We start from the raw sequence: 26,390 nt of genomic DNA, 5'->3' as shown, positions 1-26,390 counted from the left end.
GGGCGCGAGGAGGCTGATTGGCCGAGGCGCGCGTTGAACTGAGCGTTGAGGGCATGTCCTGCGCCTCGTGCGTGGCGCGGGTGGAGCGCATTGCCCAGCGTCTGCCGGGGGTCAGCGAAGCCTCCGTCAGCCTTGCCACCGAACGGGCCAGCATCGCCTACGATCCGGCCCGTGTGAGTCCCGCTACGATCGCTGAGGCCCTGACCCGGGGTGGGTTTCGGGCCTCGCCGCGGAAGAGTGACGAGGCCGCCGCTGCGGGTCGCGATCGGGAGCTGAGCGGTCTGTGGCGTGATCTGGTTTTGGCCGCTGCACTGACCGTCCCGCTGGTCCTGGTGGCCATGGGCCCGATGCTTTGGCCGGCCCTGGCGGATGCCATGGCGGCACTGGCGCCGGATCGGGCCTGGCTGTGGGTCGAGTGGGCGCTGGCCACGCCGGTGTTGGCCTGGGCGGGGCGGCGTTTCTTCAGCCACGGCTTGCCCGCACTGCGCCGGCTGGCCCCCGAGATGAATACCCTGGTGATGCTCGGTACCTCGGCGGCGTGGTGCTACTCCACCGCGGTGTTGGTTGCCCCCGGGCTGTTTCCCGAGGAGGCCCGCGGCGTCTATTTCGAGGCGATCGGCGTGATCATCACGCTGGTTCTCGTCGGGCGCTACCTCGAACTCAAGAGCCGCGGGCGGGCCTCCCAGGCTATTCAGCGGTTGATGGCCCTGCAGGCCCCGACGGCCCGGGTGGAGCGCGATGGCGCGGTTCGCGAGGTCCCGGTGGAGGAGGTGCAGCCCGGCGAGCGGGTGCTGGTGCGCCCCGGCGAACGGGTGCCGGTGGACGGCGAGGTCATCGAGGGCTCGAGTTACGTCGACGAGTCCATGGTCACCGGCGAGCCGGTGCCGACGGCCCGGGGCGCCGGGGACGAGGTCATCGGTGGCACCATCAACGGCAGCGGCGCATTTGCCTTCCGGGCCACCCGGGTCGGGGGCGACACCGTCCTTGGCCAGATCGTGCGCATGGTCGAGGGGGCCCAGGCCTCCAAGCCGCCCATCCAGTCCCTGGTGGACCGGGTGGCCGGGGTGGTCGTCTGGGGGGCCATCTTCCTGGCACTGGGCGCGGTGGTGCTGTGGACCATGCTGGGGTTCGGTATCGATCACGCCCTGGTCGTGGCCGCGGCGGTCCTGCTGATCGCCTGCCCCTGCGCCATGGGTCTGGCCACGCCCATGGCCATCATGGTGGGCACCGGGCGGGGGGCCGAGCAGGGCATCCTCTTCCGCCGGGGGGCTGCCTTCCAGGCCTCGGCGGGGATCGACACCGTGGTCCTGGACAAGACCGGGACCCTGACCGAGGGGCGTCCCGCCCTGACGGAGCTGGTGCCCGGCGGCGACTGGCAGTACGACGAGGTCCTGGCGCAGGCCGCTGCCGTGGAGGCGCACAGCGAGCACCCGTTGGGTGTGGCCGTGGTGGCGGCCGCGCAGGAGCGGGGGCTGGCGGTACCGGCCGCCGAGCAGGTCGAGGCCGTGGCCGGCTTCGGTATCCGCGGTCGGGTCGCCGGCACCGATGTGGCCGTCGGCGCGCGGCGCTATATGGAGCAGCTGGGCGCGGACATCGAGCCGGATCAGGCGGCGGAGGCCGACGCCCTGGCCCGGCGTGGGCGGACGCCGATGTACGTCGCCGTCGACCGTCGCGTCGCCGGTCTGGTGGCGGTCTCCGACCCGATCAAAGATGGCGCGGTGGACGCCGTGGCGGCCCTGCAGGGGCTGGGGCTGCGCACGGTGATGCTCACCGGCGATGACCGCGCCACCGCCGAGGCGGTGGCCGCCGAGCTGGGCATCCGCGAGGTGCGCGCCGAGGTGCTGCCAGCGGACAAGGAGACGGCGATCCGGGATCTACAGGCCGAGGGGCGGCACGTGGCCTTCGTCGGTGACGGCATCAACGACGCGCCGGCCCTGGCGCGGGCGGACGTGGGGGTGGCCGTGGGCACGGGCACCGACGTGGCCATCGAGGCCGGCGACGTGGTGATCATGGCCGGCGATCCGCGCAGCGTGGCGCGCGGTCTGGGACTGGCCCGTCAGACCTTCCGGACCATCCGGCAGAACCTGTTCTGGGCTTTCGTCTACAACGTGACCCTGATGCCGGTGGCCGCGGGGGCGCTGTACCCGTTCTTCGGTGTGCTCCTCTCGCCGATGATGGCCGCCGGGGCGATGAGCCTCTCGAGCCTGCTGGTGGTGACCAACAGTCTGCGGTTGCGCCGGACGGTGCTGCCCGGCGGAGGGCTGGAGCCGGCGCCGGCGCCGGGGCGCTGAGCCGGGCCGCTCAGCCGCCGAGCAGCGGGCCCAGGTAGGCGGCGGTGTGGGATGCCTCTGCGGTGGCGACGGTCTCCGGCGGGCCGGCCGCCAAGACCTGCCCGCCGCCGTCGCCCCCCTCCGGGCCGAGGTCGATGATCCAGTCCGCGCAGCGCATGATGTCCAGATCGTGCTCGACCACCACCACTGTGTTGCCGTGGTCGCAAAGGCGCTGGAGCACCGCCAGCAGCTGCTCCACGTCGGCGAAGTGCAGCCCGGTGGTCGGCTCGTCGAGGATGTAGAGGTTGCGGCCGTGCTCGCGCCGGGAGAGCTCCCGGGCCAGCTTCACGCGCTGCGCCTCGCCGCCGGAGAGGGTCGTCGCGCTCTGCCCCAGGCGCAGGTAGCCCAGGCCCACCTCGCGCAGGGTTTCAAGCTTGCGCCGGATGCCGGGGACCGCCTCGAAGAAGTCGTGGGCCTGGTCCACGGTCATCTCCAAGACCTCGTGGATGGTGTAGCCGCGGTAGCGGATCTCCAGGGTCTCGCGATTGAAGCGGGTGCCGTGGCAACTATCGCAGGCTACGTAGAGATCCGGCAGCAGGTGCATCTCGACGCGCACCACGCCCTCACCCTGGCACGCCTCGCAGCGCCCGCCCTGGACGTTGAACGAGAAGCGCCCCGGCTTGTAGCCACGGGCCCGTGCCTCGGGCGTGGCCGCGAAGAGCTCGCGCACCGGGCCGAAGACCCCGGTGTAGGTCGCCGGATTGGAGCGCGGCGTCCGGCCGATGGGGCTCTGGTCGATATCCACCACCTTCTCGAAGTGCTCAAGCCCTTGGAGGCCGTCGTGCTCCGCAGGGCTGGTCTGGGCGCCGTTGAGATCGCGGGCGGCGCTGCGGTAGAGGGTGTCGTTGATCAGCGTCGACTTGCCGGAACCGGACACCCCGGTTACGCAGGTCAGCAGGCCCACGGGGATTTCGGCGCTCACGTCCTGCAGGTTGTGGCCGCGGGCGCCGGTGATCCGCACCCAGCGTTCGTCCTCCGGCGGTCGCCGGCGCTGCGGCAGCGGGATGCTGCGCCGGCCGCTGAGGAAGGCACCGGTGACCGAATCCGGGTGCTCGGCGACCGCCTGTGGCGGGCCCGCGGCCACGACCGTGCCACCGTGGACGCCCGCTCCGGGCCCCATGTCGATGATGTGATCGGCGGCGCGCATGGCATCCTGCTCGTGCTCGACCACGATGACGCTGTTGCCCAGATCGCGGAGCCGGCGCAGGGTGTCGAGTAGCCTGCCGTGGTCACGGGGGTGGAGCCCGATGGAGGGTTCGTCGAGGACGTAGAGCACTCCCACCAGGCCGGCGCCGATCTGGCTGGCCAAGCGGATGCGCTGGGCCTCCCCGCCGGATAGCGTTTCCGCCGCCCGGTCGAGGGTCAGGTAGCCCAGCCCCACATCCTCCAGGAACCCGAGACGCTGCCGGATCTCCTCGAGGATTGGCCGGGCGATGGCCCCGCGGGCGCCCTCCGGCTCCAGGGCCCGCGCACGCTCGCGGGCAACATGGATCGGCAGCGCCGCGATCTCTGGCAGGTTGTAGCCCTCCACCCGCACGTTCCGGGCGCGCTTGTTGAGCCGTCCGCCGCGGCACTCCGGGCAGGTGCGTTGCGCCATGAAGCGGCCCAGCTCTTCTCGCACCGTGGCGGAGTCGGCCTCGCGGAAGCGTCGCTCCAGGTTGGGGATGACACCTTCGAAGGGGTGGACCCGCTCCGTGTGACCGTTGCGGCCGGGGTAGCGGAAGGTGATCGGCTCGTCCCCCGAGCCGTAGAGGATGCAGTCGCGGGTCGGCTCCGGCAGTTCGGCCCACGGGGTCTCGAGGCTGAATCCGTAGTGCGCGGCCAGCCCCTCCAGGATGGCGAAGTAGTAGAGGTTGCGCCGGTCCCACCCGCGGATCGCTCCTTCGGCGGGCGTGAGCTGGGGGCGGCTGACCACCCGCTCCGGGTCGAAGAAGTGCTGTGTCCCCAGGCCGTCGCAGGTCGGGCAGGCGCCTTCCGGGTTGTTGAACGAGAACATGCGCGGCTCCAGCGGCTCCACCGCGTGGCCGCACTGCGGGCAGGCCGGCTGCGCGGAGAAGGCCAGCGGCTCGCGCTCGGGCGCGTCCATCCAGGCGGCCCGTACGACGCCTTCGCCGATGCGAAGCGCCGTCTCGATGGAGTCGGCCAGCCGCCCGGCCAGGTCGTCGCGCACGCGGAAGCGGTCGATCACCGCCTCGATGTCGTGCTTGCAGTCCCCATCGAGCTGGGGTAGCGGGTCGAGCTCGACGACCCGGCCGTCGATCCGCACGCGGATGTAGCCCTGGCTGCGCAGCTGTTCCAGCGTGCGCTGCTGTTCGTCCGGGTGCCAGTCGGCTGCCGGGGCGAGCAGCATCATCTTGGTGCCCGCGGGCTCGGCGAGGATGCGATCGACCATCTCCGAGACGCTGCTCGCCTCCAGCGCCACCTGGTGCTCGGGGCAGTAGGGGGTGCCGGCGCGGGCGAAGAGCAGGCGCAGGTAGTCGTGGATCTCGGTGACGGTGCCCACCGTGGAACGGGGGTTGTGGGACGCCGACTTCTGCTCCACGGAGATCGCCGGGGAGAGACCCTCGATGTGGTCCACGTCGGGCTTGTCCATCATCGACAGGAACTGCCGCGCATAGGCCGAGAGGGACTCGACGTAGCGCCGCTGCCCTTCGGCGTACAGGGTGTCGAAGGCCAGCGACGACTTCCCGGAACCCGAGGGCCCGGTGATCACCACCAGGCGGTTGCGCGGGATGTCGATATCCAGGTTATCGAGGTTGTGGGTGCGGGCGCCGCGGATGCGGATATGGTCCATGCTGCTCTCGACGCGGGATAGCGGGCGAACCCTCTACGGTATCGCGCCGCCGGCATCCTGTCAGGTTGCCGGTGCCAAGGGGGTCGGTTTCGCCGTGCCGGCAAAACCTTTACATTGAGGCCACCTGCGGGGTGACGCACAAGGAGGGTGTGCACCCTGCTCGCCCGACCGCCCAGCGGTTCTCGATCCCACTGTTCAGTAAAGCATTTTTTTTGGAGGAGCACGGCCATGGCCAGCAGAGGTGTCAACAAGGTCATCTTGATCGGCAACCTGGGGAGGGACCCCGAGGTTCGATATACCGCGTCGGGTAGCGCGGTGGCCAATCTCGCCCTGGCAACCTCGGATACCTGGCGCGACCGTCAGACCGGTGAGCAGCAGGAGCGCACCGAGTGGCATCGCGTGGTCATGTTCAACCGGCTTGGCGAGATCGCCGGCGAGTATCTGCGCAAGGGCAGCAAGGTCTATATCGAGGGGCGCCTGCAGACGCGCAAGTGGCAGGATCAGAATGGCCAGGACCGCTACACCACGGAGATCGTCGCCAACGAGATGCAGATGCTCGACAGCCGAAGCGGCGGTGGTGGTGCCCCGATGGGCGGCGGCGAGCAGCGCCCGGCCCAGGCCCCAGCGGGGGACGCCGGCGGCGGCAGCGGCGGTAGCGGCGGCGGCATGCAGGAGGCGCCGGCGGATTTCGACGACGACATCCCGTTTTGAGGTACATACACCAGGTTCTGTAAAGAACTCTGGGATCCCAAGGCTGGAGCGCCCCCATCGGGCGGGCGCTCCGCCTCTGCTTACCCCGCTTTCGAGCGTCAACAACGGTCTTGGTTGATAGCCCCGGGTTCTCTCGCCCGCGTTGCCGGGCGTGCGGTGCAGGCCCCGCTTACTGGCCGGATTCCGTCAGGGACAGGGTGACCAGCAGCTGGCGCTTCGCGGCGTCCGTGCGTACCTCCGTGACACAGACCCGGTTGAAGACGCCTGTGGGCAGCGGGCCGGACCACTCCTGCTGATCGAGCCACCGGTGGATGTGCACGCGGGCCCGGGCGCCGATGATCTCCATCTCGGGCATGCGGCCGAGCGCCTTCAGGACGAAGGGGGCAGCGAAGAAGGGCGTGGTGCGCTCGAGGTGCAGCTCTACGCAGGGACCGGCGGTCCCCGGCGGTGGCGCCACGGCGATGAAGGTCACCGAGAAGGGGATCCACACCCCCTTCCTTTTCTCGCCGCTGACCACGATGCGCCCACCTTGGCGGATGCGCAGGGCCAGGTGGCGTAGGCTGGGGTCCCGGACCCCGGTGACCGTGCGCGCCATGGCGCGCTCCGGGATGGGGACGCAGACGCTACGCTGGCGCAGCCGCTCCACGATGCGCGAACCGGTCCGGATCAGCTCCTCGGGGTGCAGGTGTTCCATCCTCGCTCCTGGCGGCTCGGGTTGGCCGGCGGGGTTCCGTCCCGCGGGCCGGGCCAGTATGCCACTACGCTAGGGGGTGGCGGCGAGCCGTGCGCCTTTGGCTCGGCTGTCGGATGCGCGTCGCCGGTGCGATCCTGGGCGATCACGCATCGGTACGGGTTTGGGTTCCTCTGGAGGAGATGAGCATGAAGCGGTGCATTCGCTGGTCCGTTTTGATCCTGGTCCTGGCGCTGCTGGCCGCCGGTTGCGAGCGCGGCCAGTCCGGCCCCACCGAGCAGGAGGTTCGCGAGCTGCTGTTCGAGGACGACTCCGAGCTCTACCTCGGCGACGTGAAGGTCTTCGAGTTGGTGGACTTCGAGCTGGTCTCCACCCACGAGCGCGACGACGGCTCCTACCTGATCCGCGTGCGCAAGGAGGTGGCCATCACCGAGGATGGTGTCGAGTTGTTGCGCGATCCCGGGGCCTTCGGCGACCGGGCCTTCAGTACCGATACGCCGCTGGACAGCCTGGAGATGGTCCTCTCGCTGTGGGGGTTCGCCCTGCGCCAGGCCGGCCAGGTGGAGCCGGGCAGCACCATGGAGCATAAGGACGAGCTGGAACTGGTGCGGACGGATCAGGGCGAGTGGCGGATCTGGTAGGATCCCGGGCGGTCGGCGCGGCGGTCCGGTACGGGCGCTCGCCGGCCCGCAGCAGTCAGCCGCCACCCGTGAGGCCCCCCATGCGAGGCATCCGCAGTGCCGTTTACGACGCCTTGATCCTCCGGCTTACCGCCCGCTGGTACGCGGCGGTGCTTGAGCAGCTGCCGGCGGGGGCGCATGTGTTGGATGTCGGCGTCGGGACGGCAGGCGCCTTGCTGGCCAACGCCGGGCAGTTGCGCGAGCGGGATCTGCGGGTGACCGGGGTCGATATCGACGGCGACTACATCGAGCGGGCCCGCCGCCGGGTTGCCGCCTCCGCGGTGGCCGATCGGGTCACGCTTCGCCACGAGTCCGTCTACGACCATCATGGCGGGCCCTACGACGCGGTCTACTTCTCGGCCAGCTTCATGCTCCTGCCGGAGCCGGAGCGGGCCCTGCGCCACGGCTGCAAGCTCCTGCGTCCGGGAGGACGCCTGGTGTTCACCCAGACCATCCAGCGGCGGCGTGCTCCGTGGCTCGAGCGCCTCAAGCCCATGCTCAGGCGCCTGACCAGCATCGATTTCGGGCGCGTGACTTATGAGGAGCCGTTCCGGGCCCAGCTCCGGGCCGCTGGCCTCGAGCTGGAGCGCTTCGAAACCCTCGCCGAGCACGGCGGGCGCGCCTCCTGTTTGGTGCTGGCCCGGCCGGGGGGCGACGCGTCGGGTACCTGAGCCACCGCCCTGTACGGCGCATGGGGCGTCGGGTACGCTAGAGCCCGTTTGATCCCCGGTCCATCTGCGCGAGAGGAAGGATACCCGTGCGAATCCTCGTCACCGGCGTGGCCGGTTTCATCGGCATGCATGTGGCCCGGCAGCTGATCGAGGCGGGCCATCAGGTCGTCGGCATCGACAACCTCTGCGACTACTACGACGTCACCCTCAAGCAGGCGCGCCTCGACGAGCTGCGCCGCTGCGGCGGGGACTTCTACTTCGCCCGCGTCGATCTCGCCGATGCCGCGGGTATCGACGCGCTCTTCCGCGAGGGGCGTTTCGATCGCGTCATCCATCTGGCCGCTCAGGCCGGGGTGCGCTACTCGCTGGACAATCCGCGCGCCTATCTGGACAGCAACCTGGTGGGCTTCGGCAACATCCTCGAGGGCTGTCGCCACCACGACGCCGGGCACCTGGTCTACGCCTCGTCGAGTTCGGTTTACGGCGCCAATACGCGCATGCCGTTCTCGGTCCACGACAACGTGGACCATCCAGTTTCGCTCTATGCGGCCACGAAGAAGTCCAACGAGCTGATGGCGCACACGTATGCGCACCTCTATCGCCTGCCGGTGACCGGCCTGCGCTTCTTCACCGTCTACGGCCCTTGGGGGCGCCCGGACATGGCGCCCTTCAAGTTCACACGGGCGATCCTCGCCGGGGAGCCTATTGAGGTCTACAACTACGGGCGCATGCGCCGTGACTTTACCTACATCGACGACATTGTCGACGGCGTCCTGCGCGTGATGGACACCCTGCCGGAGCCGGACCCGGCATTCTCCACCGATGCTCCGGACCCGGCGCGCAGCAATGCCCCCTACCGGGTCTACAATATCGGCAATCACCGGCCGGTGGCCCTCGAGGATTTCATCGCGGTGCTCGAGCAGGCCTGCGGGTGCCGGGCGGAGCGCCGGGAGCTGCCCATGCAGCCGGGGGACGTGGCCGCGACGTGTGCTGAGATCGACGATCTGACCGCCGCCACGGGGTGGCAGCCCCGCACGGAACTCGAGCAGGGGCTGCCGCGGTTTGTGGCCTGGTATCGAGCGTTTTACGGGGTCTGAGAGCAGGCCCCTCATGGAGTGGAGTGAATCATGAAGGTCACGATCTTCGGCAGCGGCTACGTGGGTCTGGTTACCGGGACCTGTTTCGCCGATGCCGGCAACGATGTCGTCTGTGTTGATATCGACGCGGAACGGGTGGCGCAGCTTCGGAGCGGCGAGGTTCCCATCTATGAGCCGGGACTCGACGAGATGCTCTCCTTCAACCAGGAGGAGGGCCGGTTGCGCTTTACCACCGACGCCGCCGAAGGGGTTCACCACGGGCTGTTCCAGTTTATCGCCGTGGGCACGCCGCCGGACGAGGACGGCTCGGCGGATCTGCAGCATGTGCTCGCCGTGGCCCGCAGCATCGGTCAGCACATGAACGACTACCGCGTGGTGGTCAACAAATCCACCGTGCCGGTGGGCACGGCGGACCGGGTGCGCGCCGCCCTGGGCGAGGAGCTCGCCGCCCGTGGGGAGCAGCTCGAGTACGACGTCGTCTCCAACCCTGAGTTCCTCAAAGAGGGGGCGGCCATCGACGACTTCGTCAAGCCGGACCGCATCATCGTGGGCACCGACAATCCGCGCACCGGCGAGTTGATGAAGGCCCTCTACGCCCCGTTCAACCGCAACCACGACCGGCTGCTGACCATGGATGTGCGCGCCGCGGAGCTGACCAAGTACGCCTCCAACGCGATGTTGGCGACCAAGATCAGCTTCATGAACGAGCTCTCTAGCCTGGCCGAGCGCCTGGGGGCCGACATCGAGCAGGTTCGGGTGGGGATGGGCTCCGATCCGCGGATCGGCTACCACTTCATCTACCCGGGGTGTGGCTACGGCGGCTCCTGTTTCCCCAAGGATGTCAAGGCACTGACACACACCGCCCACGAGTACGACTACCGGCCCGAGCTGCTTGAGGCGGTGGAGAACGTCAACGACCGGCAGAAGCGGTTGCTGGTGCGTCGGCTGCACGCCCACTTCGGGGAAGATCTTGCCGGGCGTACCTTCGGTCTCTGGGGGCTGGCATTCAAGCCGAATACCGACGACATGCGCGAGGCCCCCAGCCGTGTGGTCATGGAGGCGCTCTGGGAAGCCGGCGCGCGGGTGCAGGCCTACGACCCCGAAGCGATGGATGAGGCCGAGCGCGTCTACGGCAACCGCCAGGACCTGGAACTCTGCGACAACCTCTACGATGCCGTGGAGGACGCCGATGCGCTGATCGTCTGCACCGAGTGGCAGGTCTTCCGCAGCCCTGATTTCGAACGTATCCGCGATGCCCTGCGCCAACCGGTGGTGTTCGACGGGCGTAACGTCTACCCGCCATCGATGATGGAGGCCCTCGGCTTTACCTACTACGGTATGGGGCGGGGCGAGAGCATCCGCCGCCCCCTCTAGGCGGGGGTGCCGCGGGGCTTGAAACCGGCGGCGGCTGCCTCGATGACCGAGGGTGTGTGAGGCGATAGAGGATGGACCGTGCATGACGACCGCGCTGACGCACTCTCCGGTCTGGCAAGAGTTGCTTGACCAGGATGATGCCGGGCACGCCGGTGCGCTCCTTGAGACCGATCCGGGACGCGCCGAGCGGTACTGCTTGGACCACGACGATCTGCGCGTGGACCTTTCGCGCCACCCGCTCACCGATGCCACCTGGGAGCGGCTGCTGCGCCTGGCCGAGGAGCGCGGGCTGCCCCAGCGCATCGAGGCGCTGTTCTCGGGAGAGACGGTCAACGAGTCGGAGGGTCGGCCGGCCCTGCACACGGCGCTGCGCAGCAGTCCCGACGCCTGCGTGAGGGTGGACGGCGAGGACGTGATCCCGGCGGTCCACGAGGAGCTGAGGCGCATGGGCGCCTTCGTTGAGGCGCTGCGCGGGGGCGGGATCTGTGGCTACGACGGCCGGCCGCTGCGCCATGTGGTGAATATCGGGATCGGCGGTTCCGAGGCCGGAGTGACCATGTCCCACCAGGCCCTGGCCGATGGCGACGAGCCGCTGCGGCTGCATACCGTCTCCGGGGTCGATGGCCGCGAGCTGGCGGCTGTCTGGGAGCGTATCGATCCGGCTGAGACCCTCTTCTGTGTCGCTTCCAAGTCTTTCTCCACCCTGGAGACACTGACCAACGCCCGGACCGCCTGGGCGTGGCTGGAAGCCGAGGCCGGGCGTCCGGTGCCTGAGCAGTTCGTCGGCATCTCGGCCAGCGATACCGCCATGGCCGAGTTCGGCATCCCCGCCGAGCGCCGTTTCCGGATCTGGGAGTGGGTCGGCGGGCGCTACTCGCTACCGTCGGCCATGGGGTTGCCACTGGCGGCGGTCATCGGCATGGAACGCTTCAACGAGTTGCGCCGCGGCATGCGCGCCATGGACGAGCACTTTCGCAGTGCGCCGGCGGCGCGGAACATCCCGCTGCTGTTGGGGCTCCTCGGGGTCTGGCAGATCAGCCTGCGCGGCGCCACCGGGCATGTGGTGCTGCCCTACCATCCGGGGCTGCGCCGGTTGCCCGCCTATTTGCAGCAGCTGGATATGGAAAGCCTCGGCAAGTCGGTCACGCGGGACGGGCAGCCGGTCGATTACCCCACCGGCACGAGTTGCTGGGGCGAGGTGGGCATCAACGGGCAGCACTCCTTCTTCCAGTGGCTGCACCAGGGCACCGGCCGGGTGATCGCCGAGTTTCTGGTCCCGGTGGAGGAGAGCGGGCTGCCCGGGCGCCACGCCGGGCTGAACCTGGCCAGTGCCCTGGGGCAAGTCCAGGCGCTGTGCCAGGGGCAGGCCCCTCGGGGAGAAGGGCCGGAGGCCGAACATCACCGCTATGAGGGCAATCGACCGGTCACGCTGGTCCTCTTCCGTCGGCTCGATGCCTTTACGCTGGGGCGGTTGCTCGCGCTGCACGAGCACCGGGTCTTTGTCCAGGCGAGCGTCTGGGGGATCAACCCGTTCGACCAGTGGGGGGTCGAACTCGGTAAGCGTGTGGCCAAGGAGTTGGCACCGGCTGCCCGCGGCGAGGCGCCACCGCCTGCGGAGGCGGATGCCGCCACCCGTCTTGCGCTGCGCTGGGCCGGGTCGCCGGGTACCGGGGCGTAGCCCTGCGGGCGTGTTGACATCTCTTTTGAGAGCTTCTAAAGTAAGAATCAAAGATTAGAAGCGTTCAAAGGTGTAGCCATGAAGCCCGCAACCGCGCTCCGTAGCCGGATCGCCCGCAGTGCGCGCCGCCCGGCGGCCAATCAGTCGTGCTGTGGCTGCCACGGGCGTCGGCGCGGGTGGCTGGACGTGGGCGATCGCAGCAGGGAAACTGACCAGCATGAAAGACATCGACAAGCCGAAGGGGCCGGTTACGCCTGGGGGCAGGCGTGGCTGGCGGGTGGCCCGCGCTAGGCACGGGTTGCTGGGGCTAGCTGCCGCTTTGGTGCTGATCCCATGGAGCGCCGCGGCCGCGGAGCAGCTGCGTGTGGCTGCCACCTTTACCATTCTGGCGGACCTGGTTGAGCAGGTCGGTGGGGAGCGGGTGACGGTCAGCAGCCTCACCCCGTTGGACGCCGAGGTTCATGAGTGGGAGCTGCAGCCGAGCAACTTCCGGGATCTTGAGCGGGCCGACTTGGTCTTCTACAACGGCTACGACTTGGAGCAGTGGATGCGCCAGGTGCGTGCCACTGCCGGGGATGGCGTGCCGGTTATTGCCGTGGCCGAGCGCTCTGGTCATGCGACCCTGCCGATCCGTACCGGCGACTTTGAGGGCGATCCGGATCCGCATCTGTGGATGGATCCGCGCGCCGTCGAGGGCTATGTGGATGCCATCCGCGACGCCCTGATCGAGCTCGACCCCGAGGGCAAGAACGTCTACCGCGACAATGCGGCCGCTTACCGGGACGAGCTGGAGGCGCTCTACGAGGAGCTCAAGGAGCGCCTCGAGGCCGTCCCCGAGGGGCGGCGCTTCCTGGTCACCAGCGAGGCGGCCTTCCCGTATTTCGCCGACGCCTTTGGCTTCGAGCACGATGGGATCTGGGGCACCAACGCCGAGCAGGAGGGGTCGCCCCGGCAGATCATGCGGGTCATCGACCGGGTCCGCGAGTGGCAGCCGGCAGCGGTGTTCTGGGAGAGCACCATCTCGGATCGCCACGTCCGATCGGTGGCCGACGAGACCGGCACCGAGATCGCTGGTCCCCTCTACGTCGATTCGCTCAGCGGACCGGATGGTCCGGCCGCCAGCTACCTGCAGCTGATGCGCCACAACGCGACGACCATCGTCCGCGCGCTGACGGAGTAGGGCGGGGCGGTTTGGCGGATCACGCGGGTAGACCAGCGGCGGGGGCGGGGCGTGGTGAAGGCGTCGCGGCCATCGAGGCCGAGGGGCTTTGTGCCGGTTATCACGGCGTGGATGCAGTGGCGGATGCCCATCTGCGCATTCCCGCCGGTGAGCTGGTGGCCCTCGTTGGCCCCAACGGTGCCGGCAAGTCCACGCTGCTCAAGCTGATCATGGGCCTGATCCGGCCGCGCTGCGGGCGCATCCGCATCGGCGGTCGGGCGCCCGGTCAGGCGCGCGGTGCCGGGGACGTGGCCTACATGCCGCAGCACGAGACCCTCGACTGGGACTTCCCCGCTTCGGTGCGTGACGTGATCTTCTCGGCCCGCTACCCGAGTCTGCGCCGCTCCGGCGTGCAGCGCTGGCTGCCGCGGCGGTTGCTTGGGGCGGAGCACCACGAGGCGGTGGCCGAGGCGCTGTCGGCGACGGCCATGGCGGAGCTGGCCGACCGGCACATCAGCGAACTCTCCGGGGGGCAGAAGAAGCGCGTGCTGCTCGCGCGTGCCCTGGCGCAGCAGGCGCGGCTGTTGCTCCTCGATGAGCCGCTGGTTGGGGTCGACCGTTCCAGCGAGGCACTGATCTTCGAGGTGCTGCGCGATCTGCGTGCCGCCGGTCGAACCGTGGTACTGGTTACCCACGACATCGCCGGGGCGCGGCGCCACGCCGATCGGCTGGTGCTGTTCAATCGTTCGGTGATTGCCTCGGGGCCTCCGGAAGAGGTCATGACCGACGAGCGCTCGCTTCTGCGTGCCGCCGATCCGCTCTTCGCCCGTGGGCTTCAGGAGGCGGACTGATGGCGTGGGCGGAGGCCGTGATCGACTTCCTGCTGGCTGGACTGATGGCCGTTGTGGGTCTGCTGCCCGAGCCGCTGGCCGAGCCGTTCAGCTATCAGTTCATGCAGCGCGCCCTGCTCACCGCCATCGCCGTCGGGCTGGTCTGCGGGGTGCTCTCCTGCTTCGTGGTCCTCAAGCGCTGGGCCCTGCTCGGGGATGCCATCTCCCATGCGGTGCTGCCCGGGGTGGCCATCGCCTACCTGCTCGGCTGGCCGTTCTTCATCGGCGCCTTCCTGGCTGGCGCGCTGACCTCGCTGGGGATCGGCTTCATCGAGCGGACCACCCGCCTGAAGTCCGATACCGCCATCGGCATCATGTTCACGGCGGCGTTTGCCTTGGGGGTGGTGATCATCAGCCAGGTGGCCACCTCCACCCACCTGATGCACGTGCTCTTCGGCAACGTGCTGGGTGTGGACCGCGCGGCGCTGCTGCTCACCCTGGGCGCCGGTGTGATCGCGCTGCTGGCCGTGGCCTTGGGTTACAAGGCGCTGTTCGCCTACACCTTCGACGAGATCCACGCCCGGGCGTTGGGCATGAATACGGCCGTGATCCACTACGGCCTGATCCTGCTCCTGACCCTGACCATCGTCGCCAGCCTGGAGACGGTGGGCATCATCCTCGTGGTGGCCATGCTCATCACGCCGGGGGCGACCGCCTACCTGCTCACCGACCGGCTGACCCGCATGATCGTCCTGGCCGCCTTCTGTGGTGTCACTGCCGCGGTCGTGGGGCTCTATCTGGCCTACCACTTCGACGTCGCCTCGGGCGGGGCGATGGTGCTGGTTTCCGCAACGCTGTTCCTGGTGGCGCTGCTGGTTGCCCCCCGTCACGGCCTGCTGCCGCGGTGGGTGCGCCGCTGGCGGGCGCTGGCTGCCGGCTAGCGGCTTTGTATACTAAGGGGGGACAAGCCCGTTCCCAGGGAGGTGGCCGTGGTGTCCATCCGAATCCTTTTGCCGGTGGTGGCGGCCGGGCTGTTGCTAGGGTGTGCGGGCACCGTGCCCGACCCGGTACGCACTGCTCCGGACGAAGCCCCCTCCCTAGCCCAGGTGCGTGCGGATGGCGCCAGCGCCCACGACGGCGAGCGGGTGCGCTGGGGCGGGGAGATCGTCGAGGTGCGCAACGAGGCCGACGCCACCTGGCTGGAGATCGTCGAGCGTCCCCTGCGCCGCGGCGGCGAGCCGCGCGATGCCGACCGCACCGAGGGGCGGTTCCTGGCGCGGGTGGACGGCTTTCTTGAGCCGACCCTCTACGCGCCCGGCCGGCAGTTCACCGTCTCCGGTTCCCTGGATGGGACCGTGAAGGGGGCCATCGGGGAGTACGCTTACACCTACCCGGTGGTAGCGGTCCAAGCCCATCACCTCTGGCAGGAGCCGGCCGATCCCAAGCGCACCACGCCGCGCTCCTATCGCTACGATCCGTGGTACGACCCCTGGTATGGCGATCCCTGGTACCGCCATCCGGGGTATCCCTACTACTACGGGCCCTATCGGCGGCCGTACTGGTGATGGTTGCCGTGGCGCTGTCCCTGGGACGGTCCCCTGCCCGCGCGGCGCGCTGGCTCCTGCTGGCGGCGGTGGCAGGCGTAGCCCTTTTTGGCTGCGCCACCGGGGCGCCCTTCGAGCGTAATGATGACCTGATGGCCGATCTGACCGCGCGCGAGGCCGCTGCCGCCGGCGAGGCAGTCATCGGTAGCCAGGTCCTCTGGGCAGGGCGTATCCTCCAGGTGGAACACTTGGAAGAGACGACCCGGCTCGAGGTGGTGGGGTACCCGCTGGATCGCGCCCAGCGACCCCGCACGGCGGCCTCGCCCGAGGGGCGTTTCCTAGTGGATTACCCGGGCTTCCTGGAGAGCGCCGACTACCGCCCCGGGCGGTTGATCACGGTGCGCGGTGCGGTGGATGCCCTACGCACCGGACGGGTGGGTGAGCAGGCGTTGACCTATCCGGTGGTCGCCACCGAGGACGTCCACCTCTGGCCACCGGCGACGGCCACCAGGAGCCAGCCGCAGGTTCGCTTTGGTGTGGGAGTGATGTTCTCGCGATGACGGATACGCTGATCGACCCGGCGCGCAGCGCTCTGTTGCTGATCGATCTCCAGGAGCGTTTGCTGCCGGCCATCGATGGCGGCGAGCAGGTGGTCGCCGCCGCGGACTGGCTGGCGGGGGTCGCCCACGAGCTCGGCCAGCCCGTCCACGCGACCGAGCAGTATCCGGAACGCCTCGGCCCGACCGTTGCGGCGCTCGCCCGCTCGGTGCCGGCGTCCCGGCGTCATACCAAGATGCACTTCGCCTGGACCCGCGACCCCGAAGCCGCCGGTATCCGCCTGCCGGAGCAGGTGGTCATCGCCGGCACGGAGGCCCACGTCTGCGTCCTGCAGACGGCACTGGGTTTGCAAAAATCCGGTCACCAGGTCTTCGCCGTCGCCGAGGCGGTCGGCTCGCGCCGGCCCGCGGATCGCGAGCTCGCCCTGGCCCGCATGCGCCAGGCCGGTGTGGTGGTGGCGGGGGCTGAGATGGTGGCCTTCGAGTGGCTGCAATGCGCCGGCACCGAGGCATTCCGGCGGCTGTTACCGCGGCTGCGCGAAGGCTGGCAGCCCGCCGCCCGATCTTGAAGCAGAGGAGCCGGCCCATGTCCGATCACCCCGTCATCGACCTGGAAGAGTTGCTCGACAATCTCGGTCGCGATGAGCAGCTGGCGGACATGCTGCTCGAGCGCATGCAGGAAGACCTTCCGTCTCGCCTGGCGGCCCTGCGCGAAGCCCTGGAGCAGGGTGATCCGCAGGCGGTCCACGCGATCTCTCACCCCGTCAAGGGGGCTCTGGCCAGTGTGCGCGCCGTCGAGGCACGGGAGTGCGCCCGTCGCCTCGACGATGCTGCCCGCACCGGCGATCTGCAAACGGCCTGGGGCTGTCTGCCCGAACTCGAGCGGGCCGCCGAGCGGCTCGAGGCCGCCATCGACGCGCGGCGCGCGCGCACCTCCTGATCCCCCGCGTGTGGCGCTGTGGCGGTGAGGTATGCCACTCAAGTTAATGCCGCCTCTTGCCGTTAGCGATGATGACGGGCAATCTCAACGGACAACCGGCAAACGCGTAGGGACATCATGGCGGCCCACCAGCACATCGATCTGGGCGAACAGCTCGATATCACCGTGGCGGCGACCCTCAAAGAGACCCTGGCCGACGCGCTGTCCTCCGGGCAGCCCGTGGCACTGGATGGTGCACGGCTGCAGCAGGTTGACGCCGCCGGCGTCCAGCTGCTCGCTGCCTTCGCACGGGCGGCGGCGAGCCGCGCCGGCTGGTCGTGGCAGGGCGGGGGGGCGCCGGCCCCGGTCACCGAGGCTGCCGCCGATCTCGGCCTGACCGATGAACTCGGGCCCGGCGGCGCAGCCCGCTAACCCCGACAGACTAAGGGAACGAGACGATGGCGAAGATCCTGGCGGTCGATGATTCCGCCTCCATGCGGCAGATGGTGACCTACACCCTCAAGCAGCAGGGCTACGAGGTCACCGAAGCGGTGGACGGCACGGACGCATTGACCAAGGCCAAGGCGGGCGGCTTCGACCTGGTGATCACGGACGTGAACATGCCGAAGATGGACGGCATCACACTGGTCCGTGAACTCCGCGGGCTGCCTACCTTCAAGTTTACGCCGATCCTGCTGCTGACCACCGAGTCGGCACCGGAAAAGAAGCAGGAGGGCAAAGCGGCCGGAGCCACCGGCTGGCTGGTCAAGCCCTTCGATCCGGACCAGCTGGTGAACACGATCAAGAAGGTGGTGCGCTGACGGAAGGCGCCCGGAGCGCCCGACGGGGGGGCGAGCGATGAGCGTAGATCTGAGCCAGTTCCTGCAGACCTTCTTCGAGGAGAGCTTCGAGGGGCTGGACACCATGGAGTCGGGCCTGTTGGAACTCGACCCGGAGCGTCCGGATCCGGAGACCCTCAACAACGTCTTTCGTGCCGCGCACTCGATCAAGGGGGGTGCCGGGACCTTCGGCCTGACCGCCGTCTCCGACTTCACCCACCGCATGGAGACATTGCTCGACCGCCTGCGCGACGGTCAGCAGGCGGTCACACCGGACGCCGTGAACGTGCTGCTCAATGCAGTCGATTGCCTGCGCAGCATGCTCGCGGCGATCCAGAGCGATCAGGCGCTGGACGCCGATGCGATCAGCACCGCGCAGCGTCAGCTCGATGAGCAGCTGGGTCAGACCCCCACTGGTACGGCATCCGGGGCTTCCGGCCCCGCCGGGGATACGGGTGGTGATCGTGGCAGCGCGGGCGGCGGCGGAGACGCGACCCCGCCGTCCGGCGGTGGCGGGTGGTGGATCCGCTTCGAGCCGCAGCCGCACCTTTTCGCTACCGGCAACGACCCGCGGCGCCTGTTTCTGGCGCTGCAGGATCTCGGCGAGCTCGAGGTCGAGTGCGACACCTCGGGGTTGCCGCCCTTCGAGCAGCTCGACCCGGAAACCTGTCAGCTGGCCTGGACGCTGCGCCTCTACGCCGACGTGACCGAGGCGGCGGTGCGCGAGGTCTTCGAGTGGGTCGAGGACGATGCCCGCCTCGAGATCCGTCCCCTTGAGGCTGCCGGGACGGAACCCGCCGCGGCGGCCGAGGGCGGCGCGGCCGCGGCTGTCGCCGCCGAGCCGGCCGCCGGCGCAGAGGCCGCGGCGCCGGCCGGTGGCGAGGGTCGCAAGTCGGCCGCACGCCGGGGCGGCGCGGGTGGGGGCGGGAGCAGCAGCTCCATCCGTGTCGACACCGAGAAGATCGACGCGCTCATCGACATGGTCGGCGAGCTGGTGATCACCCAATCGATGCTCAGCCAGATCGGCAAGGAGTTCACCGCCGAGCGTCTGGAAGAACTCCAGGACGGCCTCGCGCAGCTCGAGCGCAACACCCGCGAGCTGCAGGAGAACGTCATGCGCATCCGCATGGTGCCGATCAGCTTCGCCTACTCGCGGTTGCCGCGCATCGTCCACGACACCAGCCGTGCCCTGGGTAAGGCCGTCGATTTCCAGATGGAGGGCGAGCAGACCGAGCTGGACAAGACGGTGATGGAGAAGATCATCGATCCCCTGGTCCACTTGGTTCGCAACAGCGTCGACCACGGCATCGAGCTACCGGAGGAGCGCGCCGCCGCGGGCAAGCCGGAGACCGGCACCATCACCATCGAGGCGTACCACAAGGGCGGCAACATCATCATCGAGATCGCCGACGACGGTCGCGGTATCAACCGCGACAAGCTGCTTGGCAAGGCCCGTGCCGCCGGCCTGGTGGAAGATGGCAGCGAGCTGGCCGACGAGCAGATCTACGACCTGATCTTCCACCCTGGGCTTTCCACCCACGACCAGGCCACCGAGTACTCCGGCCGCGGCGTGGGTATGGACGTGGTCAAGCGCAACGTCCGCTCCCTTTCCGGCAACATCCATGTGCGCTCCACCCACGGCCAGGGGACGACGATCACCATCTCCCTGCCGCTGACGCTCTCCATCCTCGATGGGCAGCTCTTCCGGGTGGGGGATCAGACCTACATCATCCCGCTGGTCTCGGTCATCGAGTCGCTGCAGGTGGACGCCAGCAAGGTCAGCCGCGTGACCAGCCGCGGCGAGGTCTACCACTGGCGCGAGGGCTACGTGCCTATCGTCCGGCTGCACGAGCTCTTCGACACCGAGCCGGTGCGTCGTGAACTCGGAGGCGGGCTGATGGTGATCGTTGAGGACGAGGACACCTACCTCGGTGTCTTCGTCGACGACCTGCTCGATCAGCAGCAGGTGGTGATCAAGAGCCTGGAGGCCAATTACCTGCAGGTGCCCGGCATCGCCGGGGCGACCATCCTCGGCGACGGCACCGTGGCGCTGATCCTCGATATCGCCGGACTGATCGAGATGAGCCGCGGTGGCCGGCGTCAGCCCTACATCCCCGACCGGGAGGACAGCGATGAGGCCGCCTGAGCCCTTCGTGTCCGGGATCCCCCAGTTTCCAAGCGGAGAGCAGTCATGACTCAGGACAGCGAGCACGGAACCCTCGGAGACGACCGCAAGGCCGCCGCGCTCGGCAGCGGGGCGGATACCGTCGATGCCATGCAGGCGGCGGCCGACGGGGACCAGTACCTGACCTTCACGCTCGGGGAGGAGGAGTACGGTGTGGACATCCTGCGGGTGCAGGAGATCAAGGGCTGGCAGCGTGTCACTCCCATCCCCAACACGCCGCACTACGTCAAGGGCGTGATCAACCTGCGCGGCACCATCGTCCCGGTCATCGACCTGCGCGAACGCTTCGGCATGTCCGCCCAGGAGTACTCGAAGTTCACCGTGGTGGTGATGGTCCGCGTGGTTTCGGCGGGCGGTCGTGAGCGGATCATGGGGCTGGTGGTGGACGCCCTCTCCGAGGTCTACACGTTCCAGTCCGAGCAGATCCGGCCGGCCCCGGAGTTCGGCGCAGCGCTGCGCACCAATTTCCTCCGCGGGCTGGCCACGGTGGACGACAACAAGATGGTCATCATCCTCGATGTCGACGAGCTGCTCAGCGACGAGGATCTGGCCATCGCCGACGATCAGAGCCGGATCGCCGCGGTGGTTCGCGCGGACAGCGAAGGAGGCACGGAGCATGGCAACGACTGAAATGGGTGCCGGGGCGCCGCTGGAGACCGATCGCGACGCCCTCGAGCAGGCCGGCTGGCTGCCTCCGGAGCGCGTCGAGGAGCTGGTCGGGATCGTGGAGCAGATCGCGGAGGGCGATTACGCCAGCGTGCCCCCGGGGCAGTGTCCGGTCTCCGAGGCGTTGCGCCGTCTCGCCGAGCAGCTCCTCGACCGGGATACCCGTCAGCTCTGCGAGACCGTGGAGTTGGCCGGCGAGGCGGCCGAGAGCCTGGTTGCGGCATCCGGGATGCGCATGACCATCCGCGAGACCAGCGAGCGTAGCCAGACCATCGCCTCCACCGCCGAGGAGCTGGCGGCCAGTGTGGACACCATCGCGGACAACAGCGCTGCGGTGGCGACCGAGACTGAGCGCGTGCAGGAGCTGGTGGATTCCGGCGACAAGGCCTCGCAGCAGACGGACCAGACCGTTCAGGAGATCGCCGGCCTGGCCGAGACTGCCTCGCAGCGGGTCAAGCAGCTGAACCAGGCCTCCAACGAGATCGGCTCGATCATCGAGCTGATCGAGGAGATCGCTTTCCAGACCAATATGCTCGCCCTCAACGCCTCGGTGGAGGCGGCGCGGGCCGGGCAGGCCGGCGCCGGCTTCTCGGTGGTCGCCCAGGAGGTGCGGCGGCTCGCGGACCAGACCAAGAGCGCCACGGTGGACATCGCCCAGCGCATCCGGACTCTTCGTGACGAAACCGAGGCCATCTCCGCCTCCGTCGAGGAGATGGGCGGTGCCGTCGAGCGGGGCCGCTCGGCCACGGGAGAGACGCGGGAGACCATGCAGCAGGTGGCCGAGCGCATGCGCGGGGTCACCGAGCACATCCACAACGTCTCCTCGGTGATCAACGAGCAGAAGGGCGCGGTGACCGACGTGGCCGAGTCGATCAGCGCGGTCACGGACCGGACCGAGCGCAACGTCACGGACGTGGAGCACACGCTGGAGGCCCTCGGCAAGTCCAACGCCATCCTCACCGAGCAGATCGGGCGTCAGGAGGAGCTCAATCTGCCGCGCTACTTCATCGAGCGCAGCAAGTTCGACCACGTGATGTGGAAGCGGCGCATCGCGGCGATGCTCGCCGGGCGTGAGGATGTCGATCACCGCGAGCTCACCGACCACCACGCTTGTCGCCTGGGCAAGTGGTACGACTTGGTGGAGGAGCCGTGGATCCGCAAGCTGCCCGCCTTCGTCGAGATCGAGACGCCGCACCGGGCGGTCCACGAGCACGGCAAGCAGGCCGCCAAGCTCTACAGCCAGGGCGAGGTGGACGCCGCGGCCGGTGAGCTGGAGCAGCTGGCCGACAACTCTCGCCAGGTCGTGGGTCTGCTCGAGCAGCTCGCCGATGAGATGGACCGGGCGCGTGGGGAGCGGGAATGAGCGCAGCCGGATCGCGCGTTACCTGCTTTCTGAACCAGAAGGGCGGGGTGGGCAAGACCACCTCCTCGGTGAACGTCGCCCACGCCCTGGCCCGGGCCGGGCGCGATGTGGTGGGTATCGACCTCGACCCCCAGGGCCACTTCGCCGCCAGCCTGGGGCTTGAGGGCCTCGATCCGGGGCTCGATGACGTCCTCTTCGATCAGGTGCCGCTGGCCGAGCGCCTGCAGCCCGCCCGGGAGAGGGTCCGTCTGGTGCCGCCGGGGCCGCGTCTGCCCGAGGTGGAGCAGATGGTCGGTGGGCGCGAGCGCGGCTGGCTGCTGCAGCGGGCCGTGGCGGGGCTCGACCCGTTCCCGGACTACGTGGTCATCGACTGCCCGCCCTCGTCGGGACTGCTGGCGATCAACGCGCTGCTCGCTACCGACGAGGTGGTGATGCCGGTCTCCTGCGACTACCTGGCCCTGGAGGGGTTGGCTGGGCTCATGCGCACCCTGATGCGGGTCGAGCGGGGGTTGGGTATCCACACCCGCAAGTACGTCCTGGTGACCCGCTACAACGGTCAGCGCCGCCTGCCCAAGGAGGTACTCGGCAAGCTCAAGGAGTACTTCCCGGGCCAGGTCCTGAAGACGGCGGTGCGCGACAACGTCGCCCTGGCCGAGGCACCCGGGTTCGGGCAGACGATCTTCGAGTACCGCCCCGAGAGCAACGGGGCGAAGGATTACCGGGCGTTGGCCGAGGACCTGGAGCAACACCGGGTCTTTGAGCCGGCGGCCGAAGCGTAGAGGAGGAGCAGCCGTGGCGAAAAGCAGCGGATCGAGCGGCGGCGACAGGAAAAGTGGCGGCGAGAAGAAGCTCGGTCGCGATCCCCTGGCATGGATGAAGGACGACACGGAACAGCCGTCGGCACCCGAGGAGGCGTCAGCCGCCGGAGCGCCGACGGAGGCACAGGGCGAGGAGCCGGCCGCGGCGCCGGCGCACCAGCAGGTAGCGCAGACGCAGTCAGACAGCGGGGAGAGCACCATGGCGAGCAGCGACCAGAAAAGAACGATCACCGTCGACCGGGAGGAGTACATCGAGTACTACCGGGCCAAGAAGGCCATGCACACCGCGACCACGGCCTTCCTGATGACCAACCCGGACGGCACGATCCACTACGTCAACGAGCCGATGCAGGCCATGCTTGCGCGGCACGAGGCGCAGATCGTTGCGGTCAACCCCGGTTTCACCTCGCGGGATCTGGAGGATCGGCTCTCGCTCTTCGACCTGTTCCCGCAGCTGCGCTCGGTGGCCGGGCAGATGCAGCGGATCCGCGACGACGCCCTGCACCAAGAGCTGCACGTCGGCGAGCTGCGTTTCAACGTCTACATCACCGGCGAGGACGACGAGGAGGGCAACTTCCTCGGCAATACGCTGGAGTGGTTCGACATCACCGAGGACTGGCACCGGCGCGACAACGAGAAGAAGGCGCAGCGCGACGTCGAGGCGCTGATCGAGCGGATCCAGGCCGGTGAGCTCAGTCACCGGGTGGAGACCTCGGAGATGTCCGAGGGGTTCATCCGGACCCTCAGCGAGGACATCAACATGGTCCTCGACGTTACGCAGGCCCCGGTGCGGGAGGTCATCCGGGTCATGGAACTGGTCTCCAAGGGGGACCTGACCCAGCAGATGCAGGGCGAGTTCAAGGGCGACTTCGGCCAGCTCCAGGACTGGGTCAACTCGACCATCGATGTGTTGCGCCGGACCGTGGACAGCGTGCGCGAGACCGCCAACGGCATCGCCAGCGCCTCCTCGGAAATCGCCCAGGGCAACCAGGATCTCTCCCAGCGGACCGAAGAGCAGGCCAGCTCCCTGGAGGAAACCGCCTCGAGCATCGAGGAGCTCACCTCGACGGTCAAGCAGACCGCCGACAACGCCCGCGAGTCCAATCAGCTCGCCACCTCGGCCCGTGAGCGGGCCGAGCGCGGACAGGACATCTCCGGCCAAGTGGTCGAGGCCATGGGGGCGATCAAGCAATCGAGCCGCGAGATCTCGGACATCATCACGGTCATCGACGAGATCGCCTTTCAGACCAACCTGCTCGCCCTCAACGCCGCCGTGGAGGCGGCCCGCGCCGGCGAGCACGGGCGCGGCTTCGGGGTGGTGGCCGCCGAGGTGCGCAACCTGGCCCAGCGCAGTGCCACCGCGGCCAAGGACATCAAGAAGCTGATCAACGACAGCGGTGAGAAGGTTGAGGACGGCACCCGCCTGGTCAACGAGTCCAACGAGACCCTCAAGGAGATCCTCGAGGCGGTGCAGACGGTGACCGACAAGGTCGCCGAGATCTCCGCGGCCAGCGAGGAGCAGTCCTCGGGCATCGACGAGATCAACAAGGCGGTCAGCCAGCTCGACGAGGTCACCCAGCAGAACGCCGCCCTGGTGGAGGAGGCCGCCTCCGCGGCCGAGTCCCTGGACGAGCAGTCGGACAACCTTGTGGAATTGATGTCCTTCTTCGGCGGCGGCGAGGAGACCCCGAAAGGCGGTGGCGCCAAGACGAACCGCTCCGGCCACGCTGGCCAGAAGAGCGGGCAGGCGACGGGCCAGGCCAAGGGCCAGGCGGGCGGCGGCGCCCGGGCCGGGCAGAGTGGCTCGCGTACCGGCACCGGTGCCGGCGGACAGCGCACCAGCGGTTCCGGCGGGCAGCAGCGCACCAGCGGCACGAGTCAGCAACGCCGCAGCACGGCCGGCAACGGCGGGGGCCGGCGCACCGCGAGCACCGAGGTGAACGACGGCGAGTGGGAAGAGTTCTGAGGCGCGGTGGGAGGGCGATTGTGACGGGCAGCCAGGAGGGCGTCGGTGAGTGGTGAGCGTGAGTTCCGTTTTACGCGAGAGGACTTCGAGTGGATCCGCGAGACCGTGGGACGCGAGACCGGGATCCAGCTCAGCGACGCCAAGAGCGACATGGTCTACTCGCGCCTGGCGCGCCGCCTCCGGGCCCTCGGGCTGCGGGATTTCGCGAGCTACCGCAAGCTGCTGCTCGACGACCCCGAGCGCCAGGAGATGGCGCACTTCGTCAATGCCCTGACCACCAACCTCACGGCGTTCTTCCGCGAGGCGCACCACTTCGAGCACCTGGCCGGGGTGCTCGAGGCGTCCTCCGGCACCGTTCGCATCTGGTCGGCGGGCTGCTCAACCGGCGAGGAGGTCTACTCGGCGGCCATCGTGGCCCGGGAGGTCTTCGGCGATCGGGCTGCTGATCGGGTCCAGATCCTTGGCACGGATCTCGACAGCAACGTACTCGAACGCGGACGCCGCGCGGTCTACGATCAGAAGCGCGTCGACGGGCTGAGCCGGGAGCGCCTGCGCAGGCACTTTCTGCGCGGCAAGGGCAGCAAGGAGGGCATGGTCCGCGTCCGCCCGGAGGTGTGCCGGCTGGTCGAGTTCCAGCAGCTGAACCTTCTGCATGAGTGGCCGTTCCGGGAGCCGTTCGACATCGTCTTCTGTCGCAACGTGATCATCTACTTTAACAAGGAGATCCAGCGCCGGCTGTTCGACCGCATGGACCGAGCCATGGCCCCCCGGGGCTGGCTCTACATCGGGCATTCCGAGACCCTGTGGCGGGTCAGCGAGCGATTCGAATCCCATGGCCGCACCATCTACCGCAAGCAGGACTGAACTGCGCCGTGCTTCCTGGCGCAACCGCGGCGTGGAGCTGCCCGAGTGCCTGCCCGGTTTCGAGCACATCAACCGGTACTGGGATCCGCAGCATGAAGCCTTTGCGGCCAAGATCCTGCCCGGCGAGTTCTACGTGACCCGGGGCCCGGAGATGGTGGTCACCGTGCTCGGCTCCTGCGTCTCGGCGTGTATCCGCGATCGCCGCCGGGGCATCGGCGGGATGAACCATTTCATGCTGCCGATCCGAGGTGGCGACCCGCACCACTGGGAGGGTGATCCACTGAGCACCGCCACGCGCTACGGCAACCACGCCATGGAGCAGCTGATCAATCGCATCCTCGCCGCCGGGGGCAGTCGCGATGAGCTGGAGGTCAAGCTCTTCGGCGGCGGCCGGGTCATGGCGGGGATGACCGACGTCGGCCAGCGGAACATCGAGTTCGCCCTGGAATACGTCCGTACCGAGCAGCTCCGCGTGATCGCGCAGGATCTCGGCGGGGAGTACCCGCGCAAGGTGCAGTACTATCCCGAGAGTGGTCGGGCCCGTTCCAAGAAGCTGATGAGCACGCGCAACGATACCGTGGTCCGGCGCGAGGAGCACTACCTCCACGAGATCGACGAGCGCCCCGTGTCCGGCGACGTGGATCTGTTCTAACG

Annotated in this window: 25 protein-coding genes; 23 read left to right on the top strand and 2 right to left on the bottom strand. The window is 68.9% G+C overall.

Annotated features, from left to right (window positions below):
• The first annotated feature begins 17 nt into the window (after nt 1-17).
• Complete coding sequence (locus LRF89_RS05505; protein ID WP_238633496.1) at nt 18-2,291, top strand: heavy metal translocating P-type ATPase; 2,274 nt, start codon at nt 18-20, stop codon at nt 2,289-2,291.
• A gap of 10 nt (nt 2,292-2,301) precedes the next feature.
• On the opposite strand, the gene uvrA is transcribed toward LRF89_RS05505, so the two are convergent.
• Complete coding sequence (gene uvrA, locus LRF89_RS05500; protein WP_201172904.1) at nt 2,302-5,124, bottom strand: excinuclease ABC subunit UvrA; 2,823 nt, start codon at nt 5,122-5,124, stop codon at nt 2,302-2,304.
• A gap of 228 nt (nt 5,125-5,352) precedes the next feature.
• On the opposite strand from uvrA, the gene ssb reads away from it, so the two are divergent.
• Nucleotides 5,353-5,835 (top strand): single-stranded DNA-binding protein, encoded by a 483-nt coding sequence (gene ssb / locus LRF89_RS05495; protein WP_201172894.1) that lies wholly within the window; start codon nt 5,353-5,355, stop codon nt 5,833-5,835.
• Nucleotides 5,836-6,004: 169 nt separating this feature from the next.
• Here ssb and LRF89_RS05490 read toward each other — a convergent pair whose 3' ends face one another.
• Nucleotides 6,005-6,529 (bottom strand): hypothetical protein, encoded by a 525-nt coding sequence (locus LRF89_RS05490; protein WP_238636700.1) that lies wholly within the window; start codon nt 6,527-6,529, stop codon nt 6,005-6,007.
• Nucleotides 6,530-6,714: 185 nt separating this feature from the next.
• On the opposite strand from LRF89_RS05490, the gene LRF89_RS05485 reads away from it, so the two are divergent.
• From LRF89_RS05485 to cheD, 21 genes are all read left to right on the top strand, one after another.
• The gene (locus LRF89_RS05485) at nt 6,715-7,167 is read left to right on the top strand and encodes a hypothetical protein (protein WP_201172883.1); all 453 of its coding nucleotides are present in this window, start codon (nt 6,715-6,717) and stop codon (nt 7,165-7,167) included.
• Nucleotides 7,168-7,256: 89 nt separating this feature from the next.
• Nucleotides 7,257-7,877, top strand: coding sequence for a methyltransferase (locus LRF89_RS05480; RefSeq protein WP_201172999.1), 621 nt, complete (start codon nt 7,257-7,259; stop codon nt 7,875-7,877).
• An 86-nt stretch (nt 7,878-7,963) separates the two neighbouring features.
• Nucleotides 7,964-8,974, top strand: a complete 1,011-nt coding sequence (locus tag LRF89_RS05475) for an SDR family NAD(P)-dependent oxidoreductase (RefSeq protein WP_201242323.1) — start codon at nt 7,964-7,966, stop codon at nt 8,972-8,974.
• A gap of 30 nt (nt 8,975-9,004) precedes the next feature.
• Nucleotides 9,005-10,348 carry a UDP-glucose dehydrogenase family protein gene (locus LRF89_RS05470; RefSeq protein ID WP_201172875.1) on the top strand — a complete coding sequence of 448 codons (1,344 nt, stop codon included), beginning with the start codon at nt 9,005-9,007 and terminating at the stop codon, nt 10,346-10,348.
• 82 nt (nt 10,349-10,430) lie between these two features.
• Nucleotides 10,431-12,026 (top strand): glucose-6-phosphate isomerase, encoded by a 1,596-nt coding sequence (gene pgi / locus LRF89_RS05465; RefSeq protein ID WP_238636699.1) that lies wholly within the window; start codon nt 10,431-10,433, stop codon nt 12,024-12,026.
• 217 nt (nt 12,027-12,243) lie between these two features.
• Nucleotides 12,244-13,206, top strand: coding sequence for a metal ABC transporter solute-binding protein, Zn/Mn family (locus tag LRF89_RS05460; protein ID WP_238636698.1), 963 nt, complete (start codon nt 12,244-12,246; stop codon nt 13,204-13,206).
• Nucleotides 13,207-13,217: 11 nt separating this feature from the next.
• Nucleotides 13,218-14,036 (top strand): metal ABC transporter ATP-binding protein, encoded by an 819-nt coding sequence (locus LRF89_RS05455; protein WP_201242327.1) that lies wholly within the window; start codon nt 13,218-13,220, stop codon nt 14,034-14,036.
• Nucleotides 14,036-14,956, top strand: coding sequence for a metal ABC transporter permease (locus LRF89_RS05450; RefSeq protein ID WP_238633504.1), 921 nt, complete (start codon nt 14,036-14,038; stop codon nt 14,954-14,956). The genes LRF89_RS05455 and LRF89_RS05450 overlap by 1 nt, the downstream gene beginning before the upstream one ends.
• 48 nt (nt 14,957-15,004) lie before the next feature.
• Entirely contained in the window at nt 15,005-15,580 is a 576-nt protein-coding gene (locus tag LRF89_RS05445; RefSeq protein WP_238633505.1) for a Slp family lipoprotein, read from the top strand.
• Entirely contained in the window at nt 15,580-16,119 is a 540-nt protein-coding gene (locus tag LRF89_RS05440; protein ID WP_201172839.1) for a Slp family lipoprotein, read from the top strand. The genes LRF89_RS05445 and LRF89_RS05440 overlap by 1 nt, the downstream gene beginning before the upstream one ends.
• Nucleotides 16,116-16,685 carry an isochorismatase family protein gene (locus tag LRF89_RS05435; RefSeq protein WP_201172837.1) on the top strand — a complete coding sequence of 190 codons (570 nt, stop codon included), beginning with the start codon at nt 16,116-16,118 and terminating at the stop codon, nt 16,683-16,685. Before LRF89_RS05440 ends, LRF89_RS05435 begins: the two co-directional genes overlap by 4 nt.
• Before the next feature lie 17 nt (nt 16,686-16,702).
• Complete coding sequence (locus LRF89_RS05430) at nt 16,703-17,056, top strand: Hpt domain-containing protein (protein WP_201172835.1); 354 nt, start codon at nt 16,703-16,705, stop codon at nt 17,054-17,056.
• Between the two features lie 117 nt (nt 17,057-17,173).
• On the top strand, nt 17,174-17,467 hold the full coding sequence (locus LRF89_RS05425; protein WP_201172833.1) for an STAS domain-containing protein: 294 nt from the start codon (nt 17,174-17,176) through the stop codon (nt 17,465-17,467).
• 26 nt (nt 17,468-17,493) lie between these two features.
• Nucleotides 17,494-17,856: a response regulator gene (locus LRF89_RS05420; RefSeq protein ID WP_201172831.1), complete on the top strand. Its 363-nt coding sequence runs from the start codon at nt 17,494-17,496 to the stop codon at nt 17,854-17,856.
• Nucleotides 17,857-17,893: 37 nt separating this feature from the next.
• Nucleotides 17,894-20,020 carry a chemotaxis protein CheA gene (locus tag LRF89_RS05415; RefSeq protein ID WP_201172828.1) on the top strand — a complete coding sequence of 709 codons (2,127 nt, stop codon included), beginning with the start codon at nt 17,894-17,896 and terminating at the stop codon, nt 20,018-20,020.
• A gap of 129 nt (nt 20,021-20,149) precedes the next feature.
• Entirely contained in the window at nt 20,150-20,689 is a 540-nt protein-coding gene (locus LRF89_RS05410) for a chemotaxis protein CheW (protein WP_201172849.1), read from the top strand.
• Entirely contained in the window at nt 20,676-22,088 is a 1,413-nt protein-coding gene (locus tag LRF89_RS05405) for a methyl-accepting chemotaxis protein (RefSeq protein WP_238635074.1), read from the top strand. The genes LRF89_RS05410 and LRF89_RS05405 overlap by 14 nt, the downstream gene beginning before the upstream one ends.
• Nucleotides 22,085-22,867: a ParA family protein gene (locus LRF89_RS05400; RefSeq protein ID WP_238635073.1), complete on the top strand. Its 783-nt coding sequence runs from the start codon at nt 22,085-22,087 to the stop codon at nt 22,865-22,867. The genes LRF89_RS05405 and LRF89_RS05400 overlap by 4 nt, the downstream gene beginning before the upstream one ends.
• Nucleotides 22,868-22,880: 13 nt before the next feature.
• Nucleotides 22,881-24,872 (top strand): methyl-accepting chemotaxis protein, encoded by a 1,992-nt coding sequence (locus LRF89_RS13560; RefSeq protein ID WP_201172822.1) that lies wholly within the window; start codon nt 22,881-22,883, stop codon nt 24,870-24,872.
• A gap of 45 nt (nt 24,873-24,917) precedes the next feature.
• Nucleotides 24,918-25,736 (top strand): CheR family methyltransferase, encoded by an 819-nt coding sequence (locus LRF89_RS05390; RefSeq protein WP_201172820.1) that lies wholly within the window; start codon nt 24,918-24,920, stop codon nt 25,734-25,736.
• Nucleotides 25,705-26,388: a chemoreceptor glutamine deamidase CheD gene (gene cheD, locus LRF89_RS05385; RefSeq protein WP_201172818.1), complete on the top strand. Its 684-nt coding sequence runs from the start codon at nt 25,705-25,707 to the stop codon at nt 26,386-26,388. The genes LRF89_RS05390 and cheD overlap by 32 nt, the downstream gene beginning before the upstream one ends.
• The last annotated feature ends 2 nt before the right edge of the window (nt 26,389-26,390 follow it).

Source organism: Halorhodospira sp. 9621 (genome assembly GCF_022228055.1).
In the GTDB taxonomy this organism is placed as follows: Bacteria; Pseudomonadota; Gammaproteobacteria; order Nitrococcales; family Halorhodospiraceae; genus Halorhodospira; species Halorhodospira halophila_A.
The sequence above is the reverse complement of the archived record's forward strand: the minus strand, read 5'-3'. Positions and strand labels throughout refer to the sequence as shown.

Excerpts from the sequence above, each read along its gene's own strand:
- LRF89_RS05485 (WP_201172883.1), top strand. The coding sequence starts at position 6,715 with ATGAAGCGGTGCATTCGCTGGTCCGTTTTGATCCTGGTCCTGGCGCTG.
- LRF89_RS05415 (WP_201172828.1), top strand. The coding sequence starts at position 17,894 with ATGAGCGTAGATCTGAGCCAGTTCCTGCAGACCTTCTTCGAGGAGAGC.
- pgi (WP_238636699.1), top strand. The coding sequence starts at position 10,431 with ATGACGACCGCGCTGACGCACTCTCCGGTCTGGCAAGAGTTGCTTGAC.
- LRF89_RS05450 (WP_238633504.1), top strand. The coding sequence starts at position 14,036 with ATGGCGTGGGCGGAGGCCGTGATCGACTTCCTGCTGGCTGGACTGATG.
- LRF89_RS05420 (WP_201172831.1), top strand. The coding sequence starts at position 17,494 with ATGGCGAAGATCCTGGCGGTCGATGATTCCGCCTCCATGCGGCAGATG.
- LRF89_RS05430 (WP_201172835.1), top strand. The coding sequence starts at position 16,703 with ATGTCCGATCACCCCGTCATCGACCTGGAAGAGTTGCTCGACAATCTC.
- LRF89_RS05460 (WP_238636698.1), top strand. The coding sequence starts at position 12,244 with ATGAAAGACATCGACAAGCCGAAGGGGCCGGTTACGCCTGGGGGCAGG.
- ssb (WP_201172894.1), top strand. The coding sequence starts at position 5,353 with ATGGCCAGCAGAGGTGTCAACAAGGTCATCTTGATCGGCAACCTGGGG.
- LRF89_RS05435 (WP_201172837.1), top strand. The coding sequence starts at position 16,116 with ATGACGGATACGCTGATCGACCCGGCGCGCAGCGCTCTGTTGCTGATC.
- uvrA (WP_201172904.1), bottom strand. The coding sequence starts at position 5,124 with ATGGACCATATCCGCATCCGCGGCGCCCGCACCCACAACCTCGATAAC.
- cheD (WP_201172818.1), top strand. The coding sequence starts at position 25,705 with ATGGCCGCACCATCTACCGCAAGCAGGACTGAACTGCGCCGTGCTTCC.
- LRF89_RS05405 (WP_238635074.1), top strand. The coding sequence starts at position 20,676 with ATGGCAACGACTGAAATGGGTGCCGGGGCGCCGCTGGAGACCGATCGC.
- LRF89_RS05440 (WP_201172839.1), top strand. The coding sequence starts at position 15,580 with ATGGTTGCCGTGGCGCTGTCCCTGGGACGGTCCCCTGCCCGCGCGGCG.
- LRF89_RS05425 (WP_201172833.1), top strand. The coding sequence starts at position 17,174 with ATGGCGGCCCACCAGCACATCGATCTGGGCGAACAGCTCGATATCACC.
- LRF89_RS05470 (WP_201172875.1), top strand. The coding sequence starts at position 9,005 with ATGAAGGTCACGATCTTCGGCAGCGGCTACGTGGGTCTGGTTACCGGG.
- LRF89_RS05490 (WP_238636700.1), bottom strand. The coding sequence starts at position 6,529 with ATGGAACACCTGCACCCCGAGGAGCTGATCCGGACCGGTTCGCGCATC.
- LRF89_RS05400 (WP_238635073.1), top strand. The coding sequence starts at position 22,085 with ATGAGCGCAGCCGGATCGCGCGTTACCTGCTTTCTGAACCAGAAGGGC.
- LRF89_RS05410 (WP_201172849.1), top strand. The coding sequence starts at position 20,150 with ATGCAGGCGGCGGCCGACGGGGACCAGTACCTGACCTTCACGCTCGGG.